Source organism: Pseudomonas sp. S8 (genome assembly GCF_050473925.1).
In the GTDB taxonomy this organism is placed as follows: domain Bacteria; phylum Pseudomonadota; class Gammaproteobacteria; order Pseudomonadales; family Pseudomonadaceae; genus Aquipseudomonas; species Aquipseudomonas parakoreensis.
Map to the genome: position 1 here is coordinate 5,858,412 of NZ_JBFDVZ010000016.1, position 21,188 is coordinate 5,879,599.

Genomic DNA, 21,188 nt, shown 5'->3' on the forward strand with positions numbered 1-21,188 from the left:
CTGTGGGAGCGAGCTTGCTCGCGAAAGCGGAGTGTCAGGCAATCGAAATATCAACTGACAGGATGCCTTCGCGAGCAAGCTCGCTCCCACAAGGGGAAAGCGTGTGAATTTTCTACCCTCGTACTGGATTTCCCCATGAGTTCTGTTGCTGTGTTCAGCAAAGCCTCGCCGTTCGATGCACTGCAGCGCTGGCTACCGAAACTGGTGTTGGCGCCGAGCATGTTCATCGTACTGGTGGGCTTCTATGGCTACATCCTGTGGACGTTCGTGCTGTCGTTCACCACCTCGACGTTCCTGCCCAACTACAAGTGGGCCGGTCTGGCGCAATACGCCCGGCTGTTCGACAACGACCGCTGGTGGGTAGCGAGCAAGAACCTCGCGGTGTTCGGTGGCATGTTCATCGGCATCACCCTGGTGATCGGCGTGCTGCTGGCGGTGTTCCTCGACCAGCGCATCCGTCGCGAAGGCTTTATCCGCACCATTTACCTGTACCCGATGGCGCTCTCGATGATCGTCACCGGTACCGCGTGGAAATGGCTGCTCAACCCGGGCATGGGCCTGGACAAATTGTTGCGTGACTGGGGCTGGGAAGGCTTCCGTCTGGACTGGCTGATCGACCCGGATCGTGTGGTGTATTGCCTGGTGATCGCCGCTGTGTGGCAAGCCTCGGGCTTCATCATGGCGATGTTCCTCGCCGGCCTGCGCGGAGTTGATCAGTCGATCATCCGTGCCGCACAGATCGACGGTGCGAGCATGCCGACCATCTACTGGAAAGTCGTACTGCCAAGCCTGCGTCCGGTGTTCTTCAGTGCGGTGATGATCCTCGCCCACATCGCGATCAAGAGCTTCGACCTGGTCGCGGCGATGACGGCGGGTGGTCCGGGTTATTCCTCCGACCTGCCGGCGATGTTCATGTACTCCTTCACCTTCAGTCGCGGCCAGATGGGCATGGGCTCGGCCAGTGCGATTCTGATGCTCGGTGCGATTCTCGCGATCATCGTGCCTTACCTGTACTCCGAGCTGAGGACCAAGCGTCATGACTAGTCTCGCTGCCAAACCCGCGTTCAGCCTCAGTCGTGTGGCGATCTACGCGGTGCTGATCCTCGCGGTCCTGCTGTACCTGATTCCGCTGGTGGTGATGCTGCTGACCAGTTTCAAGACCCCGGAAGACATCAGCACCGGCAACCTGCTCAGTTGGCCGACCGTGGTCAGCGGCATCGGCTGGGTCAAGGCCTGGGCCACGGTTGACGGTTACTTCTGGAACTCGATCAAGATCACCGTGCCGGCCGTGGTCATCTCCACTGCCATTGGCGCGTTGAACGGTTACGTGCTGTCGTTCTGGCGCTTCCGTGGTTCGCAGCTGTTCTTCGGTCTGCTGCTGTTCGGTTGCTTCCTGCCGTTCCAGACCGTGCTGCTGCCGGCCTCGTTCACCCTCGGCAAGATGGGCCTGGCGAGCACCACCACCGGCCTGGTGTTCGTGCACGTGGTCTATGGTCTGGCGTTCACCACGCTGTTCTTCCGTAACTACTACGTGAGCATTCCCGATGCGCTGATCAAGGCAGCACGGCTGGATGGCGCGGGTTTCTTCACGATCTTTCGGCAGATCATTCTGCCGATGTCGACCCCGATCATCATGGTCTGCCTGATCTGGCAGTTCACCCAGATCTGGAACGACTTCCTGTTCGGTGTGGTGTTCTCCAGCGGTGATTCGCAACCGATCACGGTGGCGCTGAACAACCTGGTCAACACCAGCACCGGGGCCAAGGAATACAACGTTGATATGGCAGCGGCGATGATCGCCGGGCTGCCGACCCTGCTGGTCTATGTGGTCGCAGGCAAGTATTTCGTGCGCGGGCTGACGGCCGGCGCAGTCAAGGGGTAATCATGGCAACGCTCGAACTTCGCAACGTCAACAAGACCTACGGTGCCGGCCTGCCGGACACCCTGAAGAACATCGAACTGTCGATCAAGGACGGTGAGTTCCTGATCCTGGTCGGCCCGTCGGGCTGCGGCAAGTCGACCCTGATGAACTGCATCGCCGGCCTGGAGACCATCACCGGTGGCGCGATCATGATCGGCGACCAGGACGTCAGCGGCATGAGCCCGAAGGATCGCGACATCGCCATGGTGTTCCAGTCCTACGCGCTGTACCCGACCATGAGCGTGCGCGAGAACATCGAGTTCGGTCTGAAAATTCGCAAGATGAGCCAGGCGGCGATCGACGAAGAAGTCGCCCGCGTGGCCAAGCTGCTGCAGATCGAACACCTGCTCAACCGCAAGCCGGGCCAGCTCTCCGGTGGTCAGCAACAGCGTGTGGCGATGGGCCGTGCGTTGGCGCGTCGGCCGAAGATCTATCTGTTCGACGAACCGCTGTCCAACCTCGACGCCAAGCTGCGCGTCGAGATGCGTACCGAAATGAAACTGATGCACCAGCGTCTGAAAACCACCACGGTCTACGTGACCCACGACCAGATCGAAGCAATGACCCTGGGCGACAAGGTTGCGGTGATGAAGGACGGCATCATTCAGCAGTTCGGCACTCCGAAAGAGATCTACAACGATCCGGCCAACCTGTTCGTGGCGAGCTTCATCGGTTCGCCGCCGATGAACTTCATTCCGCTGCGTCTGCAACGCAAGGACGGTCGTCTGCTGGCGCTGCTCGACAGCGGTCAGGCGCGTTGCGAGTTGCCGATGAGCATGCAGGATGCAGGGCTGGAAGATCGCGAAGTGATCCTCGGCCTGCGCCCGGAGCAGATCGTGCTGGCGAACGGCGAGGGCAATGGCCTGCCGAGCATCAAGGCCGAAGTGCAGGTCACCGAGCCGACCGGTCCGGACACACTGGTGTTCGTCAACCTGAATGAAACCAAAGTCTGCTGCCGCCTGGCGCCGGACGTGGCACCGCAGGTGGGCGAGACCCTGACCCTGCAATTCGATCCGTCGAAAGTGTTGTTGTTCGATGCCAAGACTGGCGAGCGTCTGGGCGTTGCGGGCCAGGCGCAGACCGAAGCGCGGTCGGCGAACGTCGCGCAGTTCAAGGGGCGCTGAAGATCAATGCTGGAATGCGGTCATGTGGGAGCTGGCTTGCCAGCGATGGGGCCGGCACATCCAACATGGATGTCGCCTGAATCACCGCCATCGCTGGCAAGCCAGCTCCCACAGGGATCGGATTCCAAACAGGAGCACGCGCTGGATTGCCTGTAATCCAGCGCAATTTATGTAAACCGCGTTGGAAAAAAACAGTTAATAACAATAAAGACGAGGATGTAGGGATGAAAAAGAAACACGTCAATGCCCGGTTGATCTGCCAAGTGTCAGCTGCGGCGGCATTGGTGCTGGCCGGCAATGCAATGGCTGCGGATGCGTTCAGCTCCGATTCGAAATGGATGACCGGTGACTGGGGTGGCGAGCGGACCAAGCTGATCGAGCAGGGTATCGACATCAAGGCCGACTACGTTGGGGAAATGGGTGCCAACCTGCATGGCGGCTACAACGACGACAAGACCGGTCGCTACAGCGATCAGTTCGGTCTGGGCGTGGCGCTGGACCTGCAAAAACTCTGGGGCTGGGACAACACTCAGGCCAAGATCCAGTTGACCAACCGTAACGGGCAAAACATCTCCAACGACCGCGTTGGCGATCCGCGTGCCGGCACCTTGTCTTCCTCGCAGGAAGTCTACGGTCGTGGCCACATGGTGCGCTTGACCCAGTTGTGGATTCAGCACCAGTTCTTCGACAACAAGCTCGACGTCAAGGCCGGTTATTTCGGTGAAGGCGAAGACTTCAACACCTTCCCGTGCGACTTCCAGAACCTGGCGTTCTGCGGCTCGCAAGTGGGTAACTGGGCGACCAACATCTGGTACAACTGGCCGGTCAGCCAGGCCGCGATCCGCGTGAAGTACAACATCAACGACGAGCTCTACGCGCAGATCGGTGCATACAACCAGAACCCGTCGCAGCTGGAACACGGCAACGGCTTCAAGCTCAGCGGCAGCGGCACCAAAGGGACTGTTCTGCCAGTCGAACTGGTCTGGTCGCCGAAGGTCAACAGCCTGCCGGGCGAATACCGCATCGGTTACTACAAGAGCACCGCTGACGCCAGCGACGTGCGTGAAGACGTCAACGGTTTCGACGCAGCGACCACTGGCGACGCCTACAAGACCCACAGCAGCAAACACGGCTACTGGTTCGTCGCGCAGCAGCAACTCACCAGCCACAACGGTGATGCCAGCCGCGGTCTGAACATTGCCGCCAACGCGACCTTCCACGACAAGGACACCAACTTCATCGATAACTACCAGTCGGTGATGTTTGTCTACAAAGGCCCGTTCGACGCCCGTCCGAAGGATGACGTCGGCATTGGCGCGGCGCGTATCCACGTCAACGATGACGTGAAGAAAAACGCCGAACTGCTGAATGCCTCCAACGGTGTCTCGGATTACGACAATCCGGTGTTCTCGCCGATTCGTGAAACCGAATACAACTACGAGATCAACTACGGCTTCCACGTCACCAACTGGCTGACCGTGCGTCCTAACCTGCAGTACATCACTCACCCGGGCGGTGTTGATGCCGTGGACAACGCTTTGGTCGCTGGCCTGAAAATTCAGTCTACGTTCTGACGCGTCTGCGATAAGCTCCTCTCCATGTGCGCATATTTGCGGACAGCCCAGGCTGTCCGCTTTTTTTTGCGATAGCCGTCCAATGAAATACCTGTGGCGAGGGGATTTATCCCCGATGGGTTGCGAAGCGACCCCAGACCTGCAACCGTTTTCACCCTGACATACCGTATGCAATTGGTTCAGGGCCGCTCCGCGCCCCATCGGGGCGGTGCGACGTTTCGCTAAATCCCCTCGCCACAGTGTTCACTCTCACTGGGCACAAAGGTAATTGAGTACCCCCATGATTTTCAGGACCGTGGCCAATGCATGAGCATCCGCTGCAACGCTTCTTCAAATCCCTGCGCGAACGACCGGTGTTTGCCTGGGAGCGCTATCAGATGCGCGATGTGCTGGTGATCGACCATCCGCTGTGTCAGGCGGTGTTCAGTCGCCAGGGCGCGCAGTTGCTGCACTTTCAGCCGCGCGGGCAGAAACCGTGGTTGTGGTGCGCGGCGAAGTGGCCGCATGTGGGCGCCATTCGCGGTGGTGTACCGGTGTGCTGGCCATGGTATGGCCGCCATCCGAGCGAAAACGCCTGGCCGTCCCATGGCTGGGCGCGACTGCTCGACTGGAAACTGATCGACAGCAGCAGTGCCGAGGATGGCGTGCGCCTGCATTGGCAATTGCAGCTGTGCGACTGGCAGGTCGACCTGCACGCGCATTTGGGCGAACGCATGGAATTACGCCTGAGCACCGAGCATCAGGACGACATGCCGTGCCAGTTGAGCCAGGCTTTGCATGCTTACTGGCGTATTGGTGATGTCGGTGAGATAGCGCTGTCCGGGCTCGAAGGGGCGCAGGGTTATGACCAGTTGAGCCGCCAGTCCTGCCAGCAGGAAGGCGAACTGCGCGTGGAGGGCGGTTGTCAGCGGGTGTTCCAGCACGACGGCGAATTGCAGCTCAAGGATCACGCCTGGCAGCGCGAATTGTGCATCGATACCGGTGACAGCGGCGACACCGTGGTCTGGCATCCTGGCTCGCGACCATTGCTGGGGGTGAGCTGGGATGAAGTGGCGGAGTTTGTCTGTGTCGAAGCGGCGGCGGGCGGTACCGACAGCCTGCATCTGGCGCCGGGGGAGAAGGCGCATTTGAGTTTGCAGGCGTGGGCAGCTGCCTGAAAATCAAAAGATCGCAGCCTCCGGCAGCTCCTACATTTAGGTGGCGTACACATCTGTAGGAGCTGCCGAAGGCTGCGATCTTTTACGCGAAGCGTCCTAATTGAACTCGTCACCCACCGGATACCGGCTGGCATTCAAGCTCTCCTTGATCTTGCGCAGATGCGGCTGGAAATCCACCCCGCGACGCAGGGTCATGCCGGTCGCCAACACATCCAGCACTGTCAACTGAATGATCCGTGAGGTCATCGGCATATAGATGTCGGTGTCTTCCGGCAGCGGAATATTCAGGCTCAGGGTACTGGCCTTGGCCAGCGGCGAATTCTCCGCGGTCAGGCCCAACACCGAAGCGCCGTTCTCCCGGGCGATGCGCGCCACTTCCACCAGTTCGCGGGTACGCCCGGTGTAGGAAATGATCACGAACAGCTCGCCGGTGTGCGCCACTGACGCAATCATTCGCTGCATCAGCACGTCGGCGTGCGCGGTGACGGCGAGGTTGAAACGGAAGAACTTGTGTTGCGCATCCAGCGCCACCGGAGCCGAAGCACCGAGGCCGAAAAAGTGGATCTGCCGCGCCTGGATCAACAGGTCGACGGCGCGGCTGATCAGGTTCGGATCGAGCGCCTGGCAAGCGCTGTCCAGCGAGGCGATGGCGCTGCCGAAAATCTTCTGCGTGTACGCCTCGGGATTGTCATCGGCCTCCACCGCGCGGCTGACATACGCCGCGCCACTGGCCAGGCTTTGCGCCAGTTGCAGCTTGAGTTCAGGGTAGCCGCTGACACCGAACGAACGGCAGAAACGGTTGACCGTCGGCTCGCTCACCGATGCGGCCTGGGCGAGGGCGGCGATGCTGAAGCGGGTGGCCTGCTGTGGGTTGAGCAGGATCACCTCGGCGACTTTGCGTTCGGCCTTGTTCAGCTCTTCAAGGCGACTCTGGATCTGTTCCAGTAAATTTCGCACGCGGTCCATATGGAATTCCTAATTCACCTGCGCAAAGGTGCGCCGGGCTATGCAAATTGGGCCTTTGATGTGGCCCGTGACGGTGGCCTATCCTACTGATGGCTCCGACCGACCACCACTCGGAATCTGTATTTTGCGAAAATGTTGTGGTTATTACTACATTTTCCCTTGAGTGATGCCTTGAAAAAAGGTATTTGTAGCTTAACTTGATAAAAGAACAAACATCATGCCTTCGATTACGGTTGAACCGTGCACCTTTGCCTTGTTCGGCGCTCTGGGCGATCTGGCCCTGCGCAAGCTGTTTCCTGCCCTTTATCACCTCGATGGCGCCGACCTGTTGCACGAGAACACGCGCATTATTGCGCTGGCCCGTGAACCCGGTTCCGAGCAGCAGCACCTGGCGTTTATCGCCGCCGAATTGCGCCGTTACGTCGGCAAAGAGCTGGACGAGGCGGTGGCCGAGCGCTTTCTCGCGCGCCTGAGCTATCTGCACGTCGACTTCCTCAAGTCTGAAGACTATGTGGCGCTGGCCGAAGCGGCCGGCAGCGCGCAACGCATGATTGCCTACTTCGCCACACCGGCAGCGGTGTACGGCGCGATCTGCGAGAACCTGGCGAAAGTCGGTCTGGCAGAAAACACCCGCGTGGTCCTGGAAAAGCCGATCGGCTCCGATCTGGAATCCTCGCGCAAGGTGAACGACGCCGTGGCGCAGTTCTTCCCGGAGAACCGCACCTATCGCATCGACCACTACCTGGGCAAAGAGACCGTCCAGAACCTGATCGCCCTGCGTTTCGCCAACAGCCTGTTCGAAACCCAGTGGAACCAGAATTACATCTCCCACGTGGAAATCACCGTGGCCGAGAAGGTCGGTATCGAAGGCCGTTGGGGATACTTCGACAAGGCCGGCCAGCTGCGCGACATGATCCAGAATCACCTGTTGCAGCTGCTGTGCCTGATCGCCATGGACCCGCCGGCCGACCTGTCCGCCGACAGCATCCGTGACGAAAAGGTAAAGGTACTCAAGGCCCTGGCGCCCATCAGCCCGGAAGGCCTGACCACGCAAGTGGTGCGCGGTCAGTACATCGCCGGGCACAGCGAAGGCAAGTCCGTGCCGGGCTATCTCGAAGAGCCGAATTCCAACACCCAGAGCGACACCGAAACCTTCGTCGCCCTGCGTGCCGACATCCGCAACTGGCGCTGGGCCGGCGTGCCGTTCTACCTGCGGACTGGCAAGCGCATGCCGCAGAAGCTGTCGCAGATCGTCATTCACTTCAAGGAGCCGTCGCACTATATCTTTGCGCCGGAACAGCGCCTGCAGATCAGCAACAAACTGATCATCCGTCTACAACCGGACGAAGGCATTTCCTTGCGGGTGATGACCAAGGAGCAAGGCCTGGACAAGGGCATGCAACTGCGCAGCGGCCCGCTGCAACTGAATTTCTCCGACACCTGGCGCAGCGCGCGGATCCCCGACGCCTACGAGCGGTTGTTGCTGGAAGTGATGAACGGCAATCAGAACCTGTTTGTCCGTAAAGATGAAATCGAAGCCGCGTGGAAGTGGTGTGACCAGTTGATCGCCGGCTGGAAAAAATCCGGTGACGCGCCCAAGCCGTATGCGGCCGGGTCGTGGGGGCCGATGAGCTCGATTGCACTGATCACGCGGGACGGGAGGTCGTGGTATGGCGATATCTGATGTGAAACTGCCTGCGGGCGTCCACGCTCACCAGTTCAAGAGTCCGGTGCTGTTGGCCGAAGGTCTGGCGCTGAATGTTGCCAAGCAACTGAGCGATGCCATTTCGGCACGCGGCAACGCGGTGCTGGTGGTTTCTGGCGGTCGCAGTCCGGTGGCGTTTTTCCAGCACCTGGCCAAGCAGGAGTTGGACTGGTCGAAGGTCGTCGTGACCCTCGCCGACGAGCGCTGGGTACCGGTCGAACACGCCGACAGCAACGCCGGTCTGCTCAAGCAGTACCTGCTCAAGGGACCGGCTGCCAAGGCGCAGTTCCTCAGCCTCTACAGCGCGGCGGCCAACGTCGAGCAGGCTGCGGAGCAGGCCGACCGCTTGCTTGCAAAATTGCCGCCGATCGACGTGCTGGTGCTGGGCATGGGCGATGACGGTCACACCGCGTCGCTGTTCCCCGACAGCCCGAACCTGACGCAAGCGTTGCAGGCTGACGGCAGCCGTCGCTGCTGGCCAATGCTGGCGCCGAGTGTGCCGCGTCAACGTCTGACCATGAGCCGAGCGCTGCTGGCTTCGGCGAAGCACAAGATTCTGTCGATTTCCGGTCAATCGAAACTGACCACACTGAATGCCGCACTGGCATCCGACGACGTCGCGGCCATGCCGGTGCGCGCGTTTCTGCAACCTACGTTAGAGATCTACTGGTGCCCATGAGCCAAGGAACAGCCGCTATGACAACCCCATCCCCGACCGTTTCCATGGCGGATAAAGTTGCCCTGATCGACAGCCTCTGCGCCAAGGCGCGGATCCTGCCGGTGATCACCATCGCCCGTGAACAGGACGTGCTGCCGCTGGCCGACGCCCTGGCCGCGGGTGGTCTGACGGCGCTGGAAGTGACCCTGCGATCGCAGTTCGGCCTCAAGGCGATCCAGATCCTGCGTGAGCAGCGTCCGGAACTGGTGACCGGCGCCGGCACCGTGCTCGACCGTAACATGCTTGCGGCGGCTGAAGCGGCGGGTTCGCAGTTCATCGTCACCCCGGGTATCACCCGTGACCTGCTCGAAGCCAGCGTCGACAGCCCGATTCCGCTGCTGCCAGGCATCAGCAACGCCTCCGGCATCATGGAAGGCTATGGCCTGGGCTATCGCCGCTTCAAGCTGTTCCCGGCGGAAGTCAGCGGTGGCGTGGCGGCGATCAAGGCCCTCGGCGGCCCGTTCGGTGAAGTGAAATTCTGCCCGACCGGTGGCGTCGGCCCGGCCAATATCAAGAGCTACATGGCGCTGAAAAACGTCATGTGCGTGGGCGGCAGCTGGATGCTCGATCCGGAGTGGATCAAGAACGGCGACTGGGCGCGCATTCAGGAATGCACTGCCGAGGCCCTGGCACTGCTGGACTAAACGTTTTACCTGACACTTCGTTGTGTGTTCTACGGCTTTACGGTGCGCTTGGTCGGTGCACCGTTTTTTTTGCCCGAAGAAAATCCAACCCCTGTAGGAGCTGCCGCAGGCTGCGATCTTTTGATCTTGATTTAAAAAACAACATCAAAAGATCGCAGCCTGCGGCAGCTCCTACAGTGGGGGCGTGCGGTATCACCGTTACGCTGCGATACATAGTTACCGCACCGAGAGCGGCGCGCGCCGTTAATCTGCGTTCATCTTATGGAAGAGAGAACGCGTCATGGAACGAGACATTTCAGCCGCAACACCCCAACCGGTGTATCAACTGGCGCCCGAGCAAATCGCCGGGCCGTATTTCCGCAATCCCAAATTACTGCGACGCAATATCAGCGAGGGCGCCGAGGGCCTGCCACTGCTGCTGCGCCTGACGATCGTCGACGCGATGACCGGCGAGCCGGTGAGCGGCGCGCTGGTGGATATCTGGCACTGCAATGCGCGGGGCGCCTATTCGGGGTGGAGCCGGATCAATCCGGATCGGGAGGTCGACACCGATGCCATCGGCTCGATCCCGCGTACCGATGATGACACCTACCTGCGCGGCAGCCAGTTCTGTGATCAGCAGGGACGGGCGCGCTTCACCACCATCTATCCGGGGTTCTATGCCGGTCGGGCGCTGCACATTCATGTGGCCGTGCGCATGGTTACCGGCAGTGAATATCTGGATGAGCGCAACGTGGCCTGGGTCGGTCAGCTGTATTTTCCCGAGGTGGTGTCACGCGCCGTGCTCAATGCCCGGGACTATCGCGGGCGGGCCTCTGCACCGTTGAACAATGCCGAGGACAGCTACTACGCCAACATGGGCGGCGAGGGCTCAACCTTGACGGTGTGGCCGATCGGGCGTGAATCGCACGAGGACGGTTTTTTCGGCCACCTGACCATCGGCATCGACACCTTTGCCGCCTCGTCGCAGATCAAGCCCGAGGACTTCGACAAGTACACTGTGTGAACGGATCAGCGCAGCTCGTTGAGTGCACGGGTCAGCAACTGCATGTCAGCCGCCGTGGTGGTCAATCCCGGAGTGATACGGATGCTCGGCCCGCTCGCCGCACCGTTACGCACCACGGTGAACAAGTGGTACTCATCGAGCAGGCGTTCGACCATCGCCTGTTGATCGGTGTGGCGAGTGAAGCGCATCGAGGTGATGCCGCAATACAAGCGCGGATCGTCCGGGGTCATCACTTCGATCCCCGGCAAGTGGCGCACGGCGCTGACCCACAGGTTGCGCAGGTAATTCAGTCGCGCGCCCTTGGCTGCTGCGCCGCCGAGCGAACGATGCTCCTCGAGCGCCAGCGGCAGGGACATCAACGCCGGAATGTTCGGTGTGCTGTACGGCGTGCGCGCGCGGATGTCGCTGGCCGGAAAGTGCATTTCGCCCATGTCCGGATCAATGTCGGCAAGGCGCTGCGGGGCAATGTACAGAAACCCCAGAGTCAACGGTGCGCCAATCCATTTGTGCAGATTGAAGCCAGCGAACGAGATGCCCAAGGCTTCAAGGTTGAACTCTATCTGGCCGAGGGCGTGGGCGCCGTCGAGGATAATGTCTACGTCATGTTGTTTCGCCAGCGCAGCGATGGCCTGCACCGGCATCACCAGCCCCGTGCGATGAGTCACGTGGGTCAGGGCCATCAGCTTGAGTTTTGGATAGCGGACGAAGGCTTCGCGATAGGTATCCAGCAGGCTGTCGAAAGTGGCCGGATGGGTGTGGCTGATCTCGATCACCTCCACACCGCGATGGCGCGCCAGCCAGCGCATGGCGCCTTTGACCGTGTCGTATTCCAGGTCGCAGATCAGCACCTGATCGCCCGGCTGCAGGCGATTGTAATTGCGGATCAGCGACTGCAGCGCATCGCTGGCGTTGCGGGTGAAGGCGATGCTCTGCGCGCGCACACCGATGGTCTCGGCCAGTTGCGCGCGGATCTCCAGGCTGTCGTGTTGTTCGAAACGCTGGCGCACGTACACCGAGTTGCGGGTGTTGATCATCTCGATATTGCGCTGATAGTCCTCGATCACTGTGCGCGACATGCGCCCGAAGTAACCGTTCTCCAGGTTCAGCGGGCCGGTTTGCGCTTCGTAACGATCGGCGAAGGTTTGCCAGAATGCTTCGTCACGGGCGCGGCGGGTGTTGTCAGGCATGGTCGACTCGGCTCAGGAAGGGGAGGGCGCTTCAGTGGCGCGGGGCGGGTTTGCCATGTTTGGCGCGTAGCGGTTCAAGCAGCTCCGACAGACCGTTATGGTCGATTTCCTGCATCAGCGCCAACAGTCCGCCGAGCTCGCCGTGAGGGAAGCCTTCGCGAGCGAACCAGTTCAAATAAGGGCCCGGCAGGTCGGCAATGATCCGGCCCTTGTACTTGCCAAAGGGCATTTCACGGGTGATCAGCAGTTCGAGTTTTTCAGGATTCATCAGGGGCAATCATCTGGCTTCGGAACACTCTGGAAAATACAGGCATTCTGCATGCAGGCCAAATGACAGATCATGCAAATAACCGTGATACAGATAGTTCAAATATCTTTAAGTTGTTGAAAAATAAGGATTTATATTTTATCAAAAAGCTGGCACGCACACTGCAATAACCCTTGCATCTTCAACCAACCGCAAGGAATTGAAAAATGACTGACATGAACAAAGAAGCCATCTCTGTACTCAACGACCTGATCGAAACCAGCAAGGACGGTCAGGAAGGGTTCAAGACTTGCGCCGAAGACATCAAGCATCCAGAACTCAAAGCGCTGTTCGCCAAGCGTTCTGCCGATTGCGCCACTGCCGCTGCCGAACTGCAGGCTACCGTGCGCTCGATGGGCGGTGATCCGGAAACCTCTACCAGCGTCAGCGGTGACCTGCACCGTCGCTGGGTCGACGTCAAAGCCATGTTCACCGGCAAGGACGAAGAGGCTGTACTGAACGAAGCCGAGCGCGGTGAAGATCATGCACTCAAGGCTTATCGTGAAGCCATCGAGAAAATCAACAAGCACAACCTGGTCGGCATCCGTGACCTGGTTGAGCGTCAGTACCATGGCGTGCAACGCAATCACGACCAGGTGAAAGCCCTGCGTAACCAGGCTCGCGCTCGTTCGTAAGCGTTCGCAGGTTACAAAAAACGCCAGCTTGTCTGGCGTTTTTTTATGCGTGAGGGGAAAGCAAAAGATCGCAGCCTGCGGCAGCTCCTACAGGGGAACGCATTCCACGGTGGGAGCTGCCGAAGGCTGCGATTTTTTCCATCAGCCGATGCTGATCGCCGGCAACGTCGGCAGGGTCACGGTCTGTTGCTTGCGCGGCGCGAGAATCTCGGCCTCGCCATCCACCACCAATTCATCACGCTGATTGAACACGCGAGTGGCGATGCGCACGCGAAACTTCGGCAATTTCTCGAGAATTTCCAGACGCACGGTCAGGGTGTCGCCAATCTTCACCGGCTTCTGAAAGCTCATTTGCTGACCGATGTAGATGGTGCCCGGCCCAGGCAGCTCGCACGCCACGGCCGCGCTGATCAACGCACCACTGAACATGCCATGGGCGATGCGTTCCTTGAACATGCTGGCGGCGGCGAACTCGGCGTCCAAGTGCACCGGGTTGTGGTCGCCGGACATCGCGGCGAACAGCTGAATGTCGCGTTCTTCCACCGTCTTGCTGTAGCTGGCGGTCTGGCCGACTTCGAGGGCTTCGTAAGGGATGTTGGTAACCTGGGTCATCGGTCTTGATTCCTGTGACGGATTAAAGTGAATCCACAAAAAATTATTCGCTGCGATGAGGGCGGCGATGGCTCAGCGCCTGGTCGATCCAGGCCAGCACATCGGCGATCACTTCGTCGCGATTGGTTTCATTGAACAATTCGTGCCGCGCCTGCGGGTAGATCTTCAGTTGCAGGTTCTGGCTGCCGGCCGAGCGCAACGCTTCGGCCAGATCTGTCAGACGTTTGCCTTCGCTCACCGGATCACATTCACCGCCGATCACCAGCAGCGGCAGGCCCGGGTCGATCTGCGCGAGATTGGACGCTTTGCTGATCTGCTGCAAGCCGCCGAGCAAGTCGATCCACAGTTGGTTGGTGCAGCGAAAGCCGCAAAGCGGGTCGCTGGCATAGCGATCGACCTCCACCGGATCGCGGCTCAGCCAGTCGAACGGGGTACGCGCCGGTTTGAATTTTTTGTTGAACGAGCCGAACGACAACCACTCGATCAACGCGCTGCGGCCCTTGCCACCCTGACGCAGTTTTTCGAAACGGGCGATTTGCCGCGCCGCGCCGTAAAGCGCGACAGGCTGAAAATTCGAACCGCTGAGAATCGCCCCGTGCAGGCTGGCGCTGTGATGCAGCAGGTAACCCTGGGCGAGGTAGCTGCCCATGCTGTGCCCGAGCAGGATGATCGGTACCTCGGGATGCTGCTGGCCGATGTGCTGATTGAGGCTGGCCAGATCGCCGATCACTTTGCACCAGCCGTCGTCATCGGCGAAATGCCCGAGCGTCCCGTGTTCGGCGGTTTTGCCATGTCCACGCAAATCCGGGGCATACACACCATAGCCTTGTTCGCAGAACGCATTCGCCAGCCTTTCATAGCGAGCGCTGTGTTCGGCCATGCCGTGGGCCAGCAGGATCACTGCTTTCAATGGCGCGGCGGGCAGCCACTGGTTGACGAACAGGCGGCTGCGGTCACTCGCGTCCAGCCAGAAAGCACGGTGGATCATGGCAATTCCTTTTTATCGAGCGGTTACGGCCCGCAGTCGTTGCATTGTATAGCGCGTCCGATCAGCTCACGCCACGGCAGGAAGATTCATACGATCAATGTCGCCATTGCCCTTATTTGCCTCAATGGCCATAACTGCTAGTGTCCGTGAAGCTCCGCTTTTTGCTTTGTGCCCTCAGGGGTAAGCGCGAAACCACAGAAAAGCGGCTCCCGGATCGATTCAGGTAAAGAGGACAAGAACAATGCAACCTGATTTCTGGAATGACAAACGCCCCGCCGGCGTACCCCTGGACATCGACATGGGCGAGTTCAAGTCGGTGATCGAGGTGTTTGAGCGTTCCTGCAAGAAATTCGCGGACCGTCCGGCCTTCAGCAATATGGGCGTGACCCTGACCTACGCTGAACTCGAGCGCTACAGCGCGGCGTTCGCCGGTTACCTGCAAGCCCACACCGATCTGGTGCCGGGGGATCGCATCGCGGTGCAGATGCCCAACGTGCTGCAATATCCGATTGCCGTGTTCGGTGCCTTGCGCGCCGGGCTGATCGTGGTCAACACCAACCCGCTGTACACCGCGCGCGAGATGCGCCACCAGTTCAAGGACTCCGGTGCCCGGGCGCTGGTGTACCTGAACATGTTCGGGCAGAAGGTCCAGGAAGTGCTGCCGGACACCGACCTGCAATACTTGATTGAAGCGAAAATGGGCGATCTGATGCCCACCGCCAAGGGCTGGCTGATCAACACTGTGGTCAGCAAAGTGAAGAAAATGGTCCCGGACTATTCGCTGCCGCAGGCGATCTCGTTCAAGAGTGCGCTGCGCCTGGGCCGTGGTTTGGGAATCAAACCGCTGAAAGTCAGCCTCGACGACATCGCCGTGTTGCAATACACCGGTGGCACCACCGGGCTGGCCAAGGGCGCGATGCTGACCCACGGCAACCTCGTGGCGAACATGCAACAAGTGCGCGCCTGTCTCGCCCAACTGGGGCCTGACGGTCAGCCACTGCTGCGTGAAGGGCAGGAGGTGATGGTGGCGCCGCTGCCGCTGTATCACATCTATGCCTTCACCGCGAACTGCATGTGCATGATGGTTTCCGGCAACCACAACGTGCTGATCACCAATCCGCGAGACATCGCCGGCTTCATCAAGGAACTGAAGAACTGGCGCTTCTCGGCGTTGCTCGGGCTGAATACGTTGTTCGTCGCGCTGATGGATCACCCGGACTTCAAGACCCTGGATTTCTCCAGCCTCAAGCTGACCAACTCCGGCGGTACCGCACTGGTCAAGGCCACCGCCGAGCGCTGGGAGCAGATCACCGGTTGCCGCATTACCGAAGGTTACGGTCTGACCGAAACCTCGCCGGTGGCCTGCACCAACCCGTATGGCGAAAAGTCGCGCCTGGGCACGGTCGGCCTGCCGGTGCCGGGTACGCTGCTGAAAGTCATCGATGACGAGGGCGTCGAGCAGCCGATGGGCGAGCGTGGCGAGCTGTGTATCAAAGGCCCGCAGATCATGAAAGGCTACTGGCACAAACCCGAGGCCACCGCCGAAGTGCTGGACGCCGAGGGCTGGTTCAAGTCCGGTGATATTGCGGTGATCGACCCGGACGGCTTCGTGCGCATCGTCGACCGCAAGAAGGACATGATCATCGTCTCGGGTTTCAACGTGTACCCCAACGAGATCGAGGACGTGGTGATGGCTCACCCGAAAGTCGCCAACTGCGCGGTGATCGGTGTGCCGGACGAGCGTTCGGGCGAGGCGGTGAAGCTGTTTGTGGTGGCGCGGGAAACCGGGGTCAGCCTCGAAGAGCTCAAGGCGTACTGCAAAGAGAATTTCACGGCCTACAAGGTGCCGAAACACATCGTGCTGCGTGAGTCATTGCCGATGACGCCGGTCGGCAAGATTTTACGGCGGGAGTTGCGCGATATCGCCTGATCGGTGAATGGCCGCGCGTTGCGCGGATCGCGGGCAAGCCACGCTCCCACAGGGATCTCCATCAACCTTGTGGGAGCGGGCTTGCCCGCGATGCTTTTTGGGGGGTGAAGGCCCGGAAAACCGGGGCTTTCAGGGTGATATAGGATTTTTGCTCTAAAATGACTGTTAGAAAGTCTTGAGTCATTAAAGTGACCATGGAGGCCGCTTTTGGCTCTAGTCGGCCCTTGGCAAAGCTGCTACTCTCGGCGCGCTTTGTGACTTCTCGGCCTGTAGAAAAGCCAGATTCACCAATACAAAACACACACCAATAATAATCGCATCAAATGCGGTGAAGAATTCGCGTTGCTGAGGAGTGGGCTTCCATGATCGAAGACTTTTGGAAGGATAAATACCCGGCTGGAATTGCTGCCGACATCAATCCAGACGAGTACCCGAATATTCAGGCAGTGTTGAAGCAGTCCTGCCAACGCTTCGCCAACAAACCGGCTTTCAGCAACCTGGGCAAGACAATCACCTACGGTGAACTGTACGAATTGTCCGGTGCGTTTGCCGCGTATCTGCAACAGCATACCGACTTGCAACCCGGTGATCGAATCGCCGTGCAACTGCCCAACGTTCTGCAGTACCCGGTCGCCGTCTTCGGTGCGATCCGCGCCGGGCTGATCGTGGTCAACACCAACCCGCTGTACACCGCGCGGGAAATGGAACACCAATTCAACGACTCCGGCGCCAAAGCCCTGGTGTGTCTGGCCAATATGGCGCACCTGGCGGAAGCCGTGGTGCCGAAAACCGGCGTCAAACACGTCATCGTCACCGAAGTCGCCGACCTGCTGCCGCCGGTCAAGCGCCTGCTGATCAACAGCGTGATCAAGTACGTGAAGAAGATGGTGCCGGCCTATCACCTGCCTAAAGCCGTCAAGTTCAATGACGTGCTGAGCAAGGGCCAGGGCCAGCCAGTGACCGAAGCCAACCCGCACAGCAGCGACGTCGCGGTACTGCAATACACCGGCGGCACCACCGGCGTGGCAAAGGGCGCGATGCTCACCCATCGCAACCTCGTCGCCAACATGCTGCAGTGCAAGGCGCTGATGGGCTCCAACCTCAACGAAGGCTGCGAGATCCTGATCACCCCGTTGCCGCTGTACCACATCTATGCGTTCACCTTTCATTGCATGGCGATGATGCTGATCGGCAACCACAACATCCTGATCAGCAACCCGCGCGACCTGCCGGCGATGGTCAAGGAACTGTCGAAGTGGAAGTTCAGCGGTTTCGTTGGCCTGAACACACTGTTCGTGGCGCTGTGCAACAACGAAGGTTTCCGCAAGCTGGATTTCTCCAACCTGAAAGTCACCCTGTCCGGCGGTATGGCCCTGCAACTGGCCGCGGCCGAGCGTTGGAAAGCCGTGACCGGCTGCTCGATCTGCGAAGGTTACGGCATGACCGAAACCAGCCCGGTGGCCACGGTCAACCCGATCCAGAACATCCAGATCGGCACCATCGGCATTCCAGTGCCGTCGACCCTGTGCAAAGTCATCGACGATGCCGGCGTCGAGCAGCCCATGGGCGAAATCGGCGAGCTGTGCGTCAAGGGCCCGCAAGTGATGAAGGGCTACTGGCAGCGTCAGGAAGCCACCGACGAGATCCTCGACAGCGAAGGCTGGCTGAAGACCGGTGACATCGCGCTGATCCAGCCCGATGGCTACATGCGCATTGTCGATCGCAAGAAAGACATGATCCTGGTGTCCGGTTTCAACGTTTACCCGAACGAACTGGAAGACGTGCTGGCAACCTTGCCGGGCGTATTGCAGTGCGCGGCCATCGGCGTGCCGGACGAGAAGTCGGGCGAAGCGATCAAGATCTTCATCGTGGCCAAACCGGGCGTGACCCTGACCAAGGAAACCGTGATGGAACACATGCGCGCCAACGTCACCGGTTACAAGGTGCCGCGTTCGGTGGAATTCCGCGATGCACTGCCGACCACCAACGTCGGCAAGATCCTGCGCCGCGAGCTGCGTGACGAAGAGCTGAAGAAGATCAAGGCCAAGTCCGCCGCCTGAAGCAAAAAGCCCCGCAGATGCGGGGCTTTTTGTTGGGTGACGAGATCCTGTGGTGAGGGGATTCATCCCCGATCGGCAGCGTAGCTGCCGTCAGTTGCTTGAGCGCAACGAACCCCATCGGGGATAAATCCCCTCGCTACAGGGGCATCGCGGTTACTGCCGGAACGGCGCGAAATTCACGTTGGTCCCCGCCGGACGCATGTCCTGCAGGTACGAATCCTTGTCTGCACTCAATTCCAGGCTCAACGCCGCCTTGCGCTTGCCTTCGTTGCGAATCACCAGGCCTTCGAGCTTTTCCCGCAGGAACACGGTTGGCACTTTCAGGTGCAGCAGTTCGTCGGTGGCCGGGGTGTGCATCAGCAGGTGAATCCACTCGTACTGACCGACGGCCAGGCGCGTCACCGGCAGGTCGAACCACCAGATGTTGCGGTTGCGGTTGAGTTCGGCGAAGTGGCAGTTGTTGGTGCCGAGCACAGCGCCGCCCAGTTCCTGGTTGCGACGGGCAATGGCCTGCTTTTTATCGAGTTTCATAACATTCCTGCGGGGTCTGATCGTTGGCGCAGTGCGCCCATAGCTGCGCATTCTCGGGGCTTGGGGGGCAAACATAAAGCCCAACCTGCATTGCACGACGAAATGAAGGGCAAAAATAAATGAAACTCGTGGCAAACCTGGCCAGTCAATCATTACGTACTGACTTTTCCCCTTCAATGCACCAAGGAGAAACACCATGAGTAGCACTGGCGATAAAGTAAAAGGCATGGCCAACGAAGCCGTCGGCAACGTCAAGCAAGGTGTCGGTAAAGCCACCGACAACACCAAGCTGCAAGCCGAAGGCAAGCTGCAAGAGAAAAAAGGCGAAGCCCAGCAAGCTGTCGGCAAAGCCAAAGACGCCATCAAGAAAGGTGTCGACAAGGCGTAATTCCCGCCTTGAACGAAACACACGAACGGCCATCCAAGGATGGCCGTTTTTGTGTCAAAACCCGACGGTCATCCACGAAGGTCGCCAAGTAGGCTACCGTGATGTAAAAAACGGCCCCTGAGTCGCCACGACTTCAACCTGTAATGCGGCGAAAGGAGACGCGAATGATTTTTCCGGACATGAAAGGTCTGCCCCTGCATCGAGTGATGGTGCGCACGGTCACTGAATTCGTCGACGACGAGATGTCGACCTACGCCTCGGCACTGGCCTACCAGATGCTGTTCTCGCTGTTCCCGTTCATTCTGTTCCTGATTGCGCTGATCGGTTTCCTGCACCTGCCGGACTTCTTCACCTGGCTGCGCCTGCAGTCGGAGCTGGTATTGCCGCCGCAGGCACTGGAGCAGGTCAACCCGGTGATCGATCAGTTGCAGCAGTCCAAGGGCGGCTTGCTCTCGGTGGGTATCGTCATCGCCCTGTACACCGCGTCTGCCGGTGTGCGCCTGATGATGAGCGCGATGAACGCCGCGTATGACGTGGTCGAGGGACGGCCGATCTGGAAACGTTTTCCGCTGTCGATTTTCTACACCGTAGGCATTGCCGGCATGTTGCTGGTGGCCGCCGCACTGATGGTGCTCGGGCCGCAAGTGATGGGCTGGATTGCCGCGCAGGTAGGGCTGGAAGACTTCATCGTCACCGTGTGGACGATTGCGCGCTGGCCGGTGATCGTGATTCTGATGATGGTCGCGGTGGCGCTGATCTACTACGTGATGCCCGACGTCAAACAGGAGTTCCGTTTCATCACCCCCGGTTCGGTGCTGGCCGTGGTGGTGTGGATCATCGCCTCGCTGGGCTTTGCGTTCTACGTCAAAACCTTCGCCAACTACAACGCGATGTATGGCAGCATCGGGGCGATCATCGTGCTGTTGCTGTATTTCTACATTTCCTCGGCGGTGCTGTTGCTCGGCGCGGAGATGAATGCGGTGATCGAACACATGTCCAGCGAGGGCAAGGACGCGGGCGAGAAAGTCCCCGGCGAACTCGATGTACATCCCAAACAACACGTCTCGGGCCTGGGGCGCGATCATTCGCTCAAGCCGGACACTGACGAAGCCTGATCATGATTCGTGAAATCCTCAAAATGGGCGACGAACGTCTGCTGCGCATCGCCCCGCCAGTGCCGCCGGAGATGTTCGACAGCCCCGAGCTGTGGCAACTGATCGATGACATGTTCCAGACCATGGAAAGCGTCGGCGGAGTTGGCCTGGCCGCGCCGCAGATCGGCGTCGATCTGCAATTGGTGATCTTCGGTTTCGAGCACAGCGAACGCTACCCGGACGCCGAAGCGGTGCCGCAGACGATCCTGATCAATCCGCTGATCACCCCGTTGAGTCCGCTGACCGAGGAGGGTTTCGAAGGCTGCCTGTCGGTGCCAGGCCTGCGTGGCGCGGTGGATCGTTATCAGCAGATTCGCTACGAAGGTTTCGATCCCAAGGGCGAACCGATCGTGCGCGTGGCCTCAGGTTTTCATGCGCGGGTGGTGCAGCACGAATGCGATCACCTGATCGGCCGCTTGTATCCTTCGCGGATTACCGATTTCAGCAAATTCGGTTTTACCGAAGTGATGTTCCCGGATCTTGATCCGAGCGCAGACGATTAAGCAAAAATCAAAAGATCGCAGCCTTCGGCAGCTCCTACACCGATCCTTGTAGGAGCTGCCGCAGGCTGCGATCTTTTG

At 59.6% G+C, this 21,188-nt stretch carries 21 protein-coding genes; 15 read left to right on the forward strand and 6 right to left on the reverse strand.

The annotated features are described in order from the left end of the window. The first annotated feature begins 135 nt into the window (after positions 1-135). The 5 genes from AB1J88_RS27585 (at position 136) to AB1J88_RS27605 (ending at position 5,776) form a co-directional block, all read left to right on the forward strand. Positions 136-1,044: a carbohydrate ABC transporter permease gene (locus AB1J88_RS27585; protein ID WP_003227452.1), complete on the forward strand. Its 909-nt coding sequence runs from the start codon at positions 136-138 to the stop codon at positions 1,042-1,044. Beyond that, positions 1,037-1,882, forward strand: a complete 846-nt coding sequence (locus tag AB1J88_RS27590) for a carbohydrate ABC transporter permease (RefSeq protein WP_007969317.1) — start codon at positions 1,037-1,039, stop codon at positions 1,880-1,882. Before AB1J88_RS27585 ends, AB1J88_RS27590 begins: the two co-directional genes overlap by 8 nt. 2 nt (positions 1,883-1,884) lie before the next feature. Further along, entirely contained in the window at positions 1,885-3,045 is a 1,161-nt protein-coding gene (locus AB1J88_RS27595) for an ABC transporter ATP-binding protein (protein WP_430292464.1), read from the forward strand. Positions 3,046-3,269: 224 nt separating this feature from the next. Next, positions 3,270-4,619: a carbohydrate porin gene (locus AB1J88_RS27600; RefSeq protein WP_108183589.1), complete on the forward strand. Its 1,350-nt coding sequence runs from the start codon at positions 3,270-3,272 to the stop codon at positions 4,617-4,619. A 302-nt stretch (positions 4,620-4,921) separates the two neighbouring features. Next, positions 4,922-5,776 carry a D-hexose-6-phosphate mutarotase gene (locus tag AB1J88_RS27605; RefSeq protein WP_086791892.1) on the forward strand — a complete coding sequence of 285 codons (855 nt, stop codon included), beginning with the start codon at positions 4,922-4,924 and terminating at the stop codon, positions 5,774-5,776. A 96-nt stretch (positions 5,777-5,872) separates the two neighbouring features. Here AB1J88_RS27605 and AB1J88_RS27610 read toward each other — a convergent pair whose 3' ends face one another. Then, entirely contained in the window at positions 5,873-6,733 is an 861-nt protein-coding gene (locus AB1J88_RS27610; RefSeq protein ID WP_169842436.1) for a MurR/RpiR family transcriptional regulator, read from the reverse strand. 226 nt (positions 6,734-6,959) lie between these two features. On the opposite strand from AB1J88_RS27610, the gene zwf reads away from it, so the two are divergent. The 4 genes from zwf to AB1J88_RS27630 all read left to right on the forward strand — a co-directional run bounded on the left by zwf (position 6,960) and on the right by AB1J88_RS27630 (position 10,815). Beyond that, positions 6,960-8,426 carry a glucose-6-phosphate dehydrogenase gene (zwf, locus tag AB1J88_RS27615; protein WP_430292466.1) on the forward strand — a complete coding sequence of 489 codons (1,467 nt, stop codon included), beginning with the start codon at positions 6,960-6,962 and terminating at the stop codon, positions 8,424-8,426. Then, complete coding sequence (gene pgl, locus AB1J88_RS27620; RefSeq protein ID WP_430292468.1) at positions 8,413-9,126, forward strand: 6-phosphogluconolactonase; 714 nt, start codon at positions 8,413-8,415, stop codon at positions 9,124-9,126. The genes zwf and pgl overlap by 14 nt, the downstream gene beginning before the upstream one ends. A gap of 17 nt (positions 9,127-9,143) precedes the next feature. Further along, the gene (locus tag AB1J88_RS27625; RefSeq protein WP_007969324.1) at positions 9,144-9,809 is read left to right on the forward strand and encodes a bifunctional 4-hydroxy-2-oxoglutarate aldolase/2-dehydro-3-deoxy-phosphogluconate aldolase; all 666 of its coding nucleotides are present in this window, start codon (positions 9,144-9,146) and stop codon (positions 9,807-9,809) included. A gap of 280 nt (positions 9,810-10,089) precedes the next feature. After that, a complete protein-coding gene (locus AB1J88_RS27630) occupies positions 10,090-10,815 on the forward strand; it encodes an intradiol ring-cleavage dioxygenase (protein WP_430292470.1) in 726 nt (241 codons plus the stop codon). A 5-nt stretch (positions 10,816-10,820) separates the two neighbouring features. Here the strand turns inward: AB1J88_RS27630 and AB1J88_RS27635 are convergent, their stop codons facing one another. Then, positions 10,821-12,002 carry an aminotransferase class V-fold PLP-dependent enzyme gene (locus tag AB1J88_RS27635; RefSeq protein WP_198759246.1) on the reverse strand — a complete coding sequence of 394 codons (1,182 nt, stop codon included), beginning with the start codon at positions 12,000-12,002 and terminating at the stop codon, positions 10,821-10,823. 31 nt (positions 12,003-12,033) lie between these two features. After that, entirely contained in the window at positions 12,034-12,270 is a 237-nt protein-coding gene (locus AB1J88_RS27640) for a DUF3820 family protein (protein WP_003213031.1), read from the reverse strand. A 206-nt stretch (positions 12,271-12,476) separates the two neighbouring features. Between AB1J88_RS27640 and AB1J88_RS27645 the strand changes: the two genes are divergently transcribed. Beyond that, a complete protein-coding gene (locus tag AB1J88_RS27645) occupies positions 12,477-12,944 on the forward strand; it encodes a ferritin-like domain-containing protein (RefSeq protein ID WP_025112834.1) in 468 nt (155 codons plus the stop codon). Between the two features lie 141 nt (positions 12,945-13,085). On the opposite strand, the gene AB1J88_RS27650 is transcribed toward AB1J88_RS27645, so the two are convergent. Both AB1J88_RS27650 and AB1J88_RS27655 read right to left on the reverse strand, forming a co-directional pair. Continuing rightward, a complete protein-coding gene (locus AB1J88_RS27650) occupies positions 13,086-13,556 on the reverse strand; it encodes a MaoC family dehydratase (protein WP_003227420.1) in 471 nt (156 codons plus the stop codon). Between the two features lie 43 nt (positions 13,557-13,599). Beyond that, positions 13,600-14,544 (reverse strand): alpha/beta hydrolase, encoded by a 945-nt coding sequence (locus AB1J88_RS27655; protein WP_041068683.1) that lies wholly within the window; start codon positions 14,542-14,544, stop codon positions 13,600-13,602. Between the two features lie 241 nt (positions 14,545-14,785). Here AB1J88_RS27655 and fadD2 point away from each other — a divergent pair, with 241 nt between their 5' ends. After that, positions 14,786-16,474, forward strand: a complete 1,689-nt coding sequence (gene fadD2, locus AB1J88_RS27660) for a long-chain-fatty-acid--CoA ligase FadD2 (RefSeq protein WP_041068686.1) — start codon at positions 14,786-14,788, stop codon at positions 16,472-16,474. A 362-nt stretch (positions 16,475-16,836) separates the two neighbouring features. Then, positions 16,837-18,534: a long-chain-fatty-acid--CoA ligase FadD1 gene (gene fadD1 / locus AB1J88_RS27665; protein ID WP_086791900.1), complete on the forward strand. Its 1,698-nt coding sequence runs from the start codon at positions 16,837-16,839 to the stop codon at positions 18,532-18,534. Between the two features lie 153 nt (positions 18,535-18,687). On the opposite strand, the gene AB1J88_RS27670 is transcribed toward fadD1, so the two are convergent. After that, positions 18,688-19,065 carry a hypothetical protein gene (locus AB1J88_RS27670; RefSeq protein ID WP_007969330.1) on the reverse strand — a complete coding sequence of 126 codons (378 nt, stop codon included), beginning with the start codon at positions 19,063-19,065 and terminating at the stop codon, positions 18,688-18,690. A 196-nt stretch (positions 19,066-19,261) separates the two neighbouring features. Here AB1J88_RS27670 and AB1J88_RS27675 point away from each other — a divergent pair, with 196 nt between their 5' ends. The 3 genes from AB1J88_RS27675 (at position 19,262) to def (ending at position 21,110) form a co-directional block, all read left to right on the forward strand. Continuing rightward, positions 19,262-19,453, forward strand: a complete 192-nt coding sequence (locus AB1J88_RS27675) for a CsbD family protein (RefSeq protein WP_027612573.1) — start codon at positions 19,262-19,264, stop codon at positions 19,451-19,453. A gap of 164 nt (positions 19,454-19,617) precedes the next feature. Further along, positions 19,618-20,568 (forward strand): YihY/virulence factor BrkB family protein, encoded by a 951-nt coding sequence (locus AB1J88_RS27680; RefSeq protein WP_041068694.1) that lies wholly within the window; start codon positions 19,618-19,620, stop codon positions 20,566-20,568. Between the two features lie 2 nt (positions 20,569-20,570). After that, positions 20,571-21,110, forward strand: a complete 540-nt coding sequence (def, locus tag AB1J88_RS27685; protein WP_047295954.1) for a peptide deformylase — start codon at positions 20,571-20,573, stop codon at positions 21,108-21,110. The last annotated feature ends 78 nt before the right edge of the window (positions 21,111-21,188 follow it).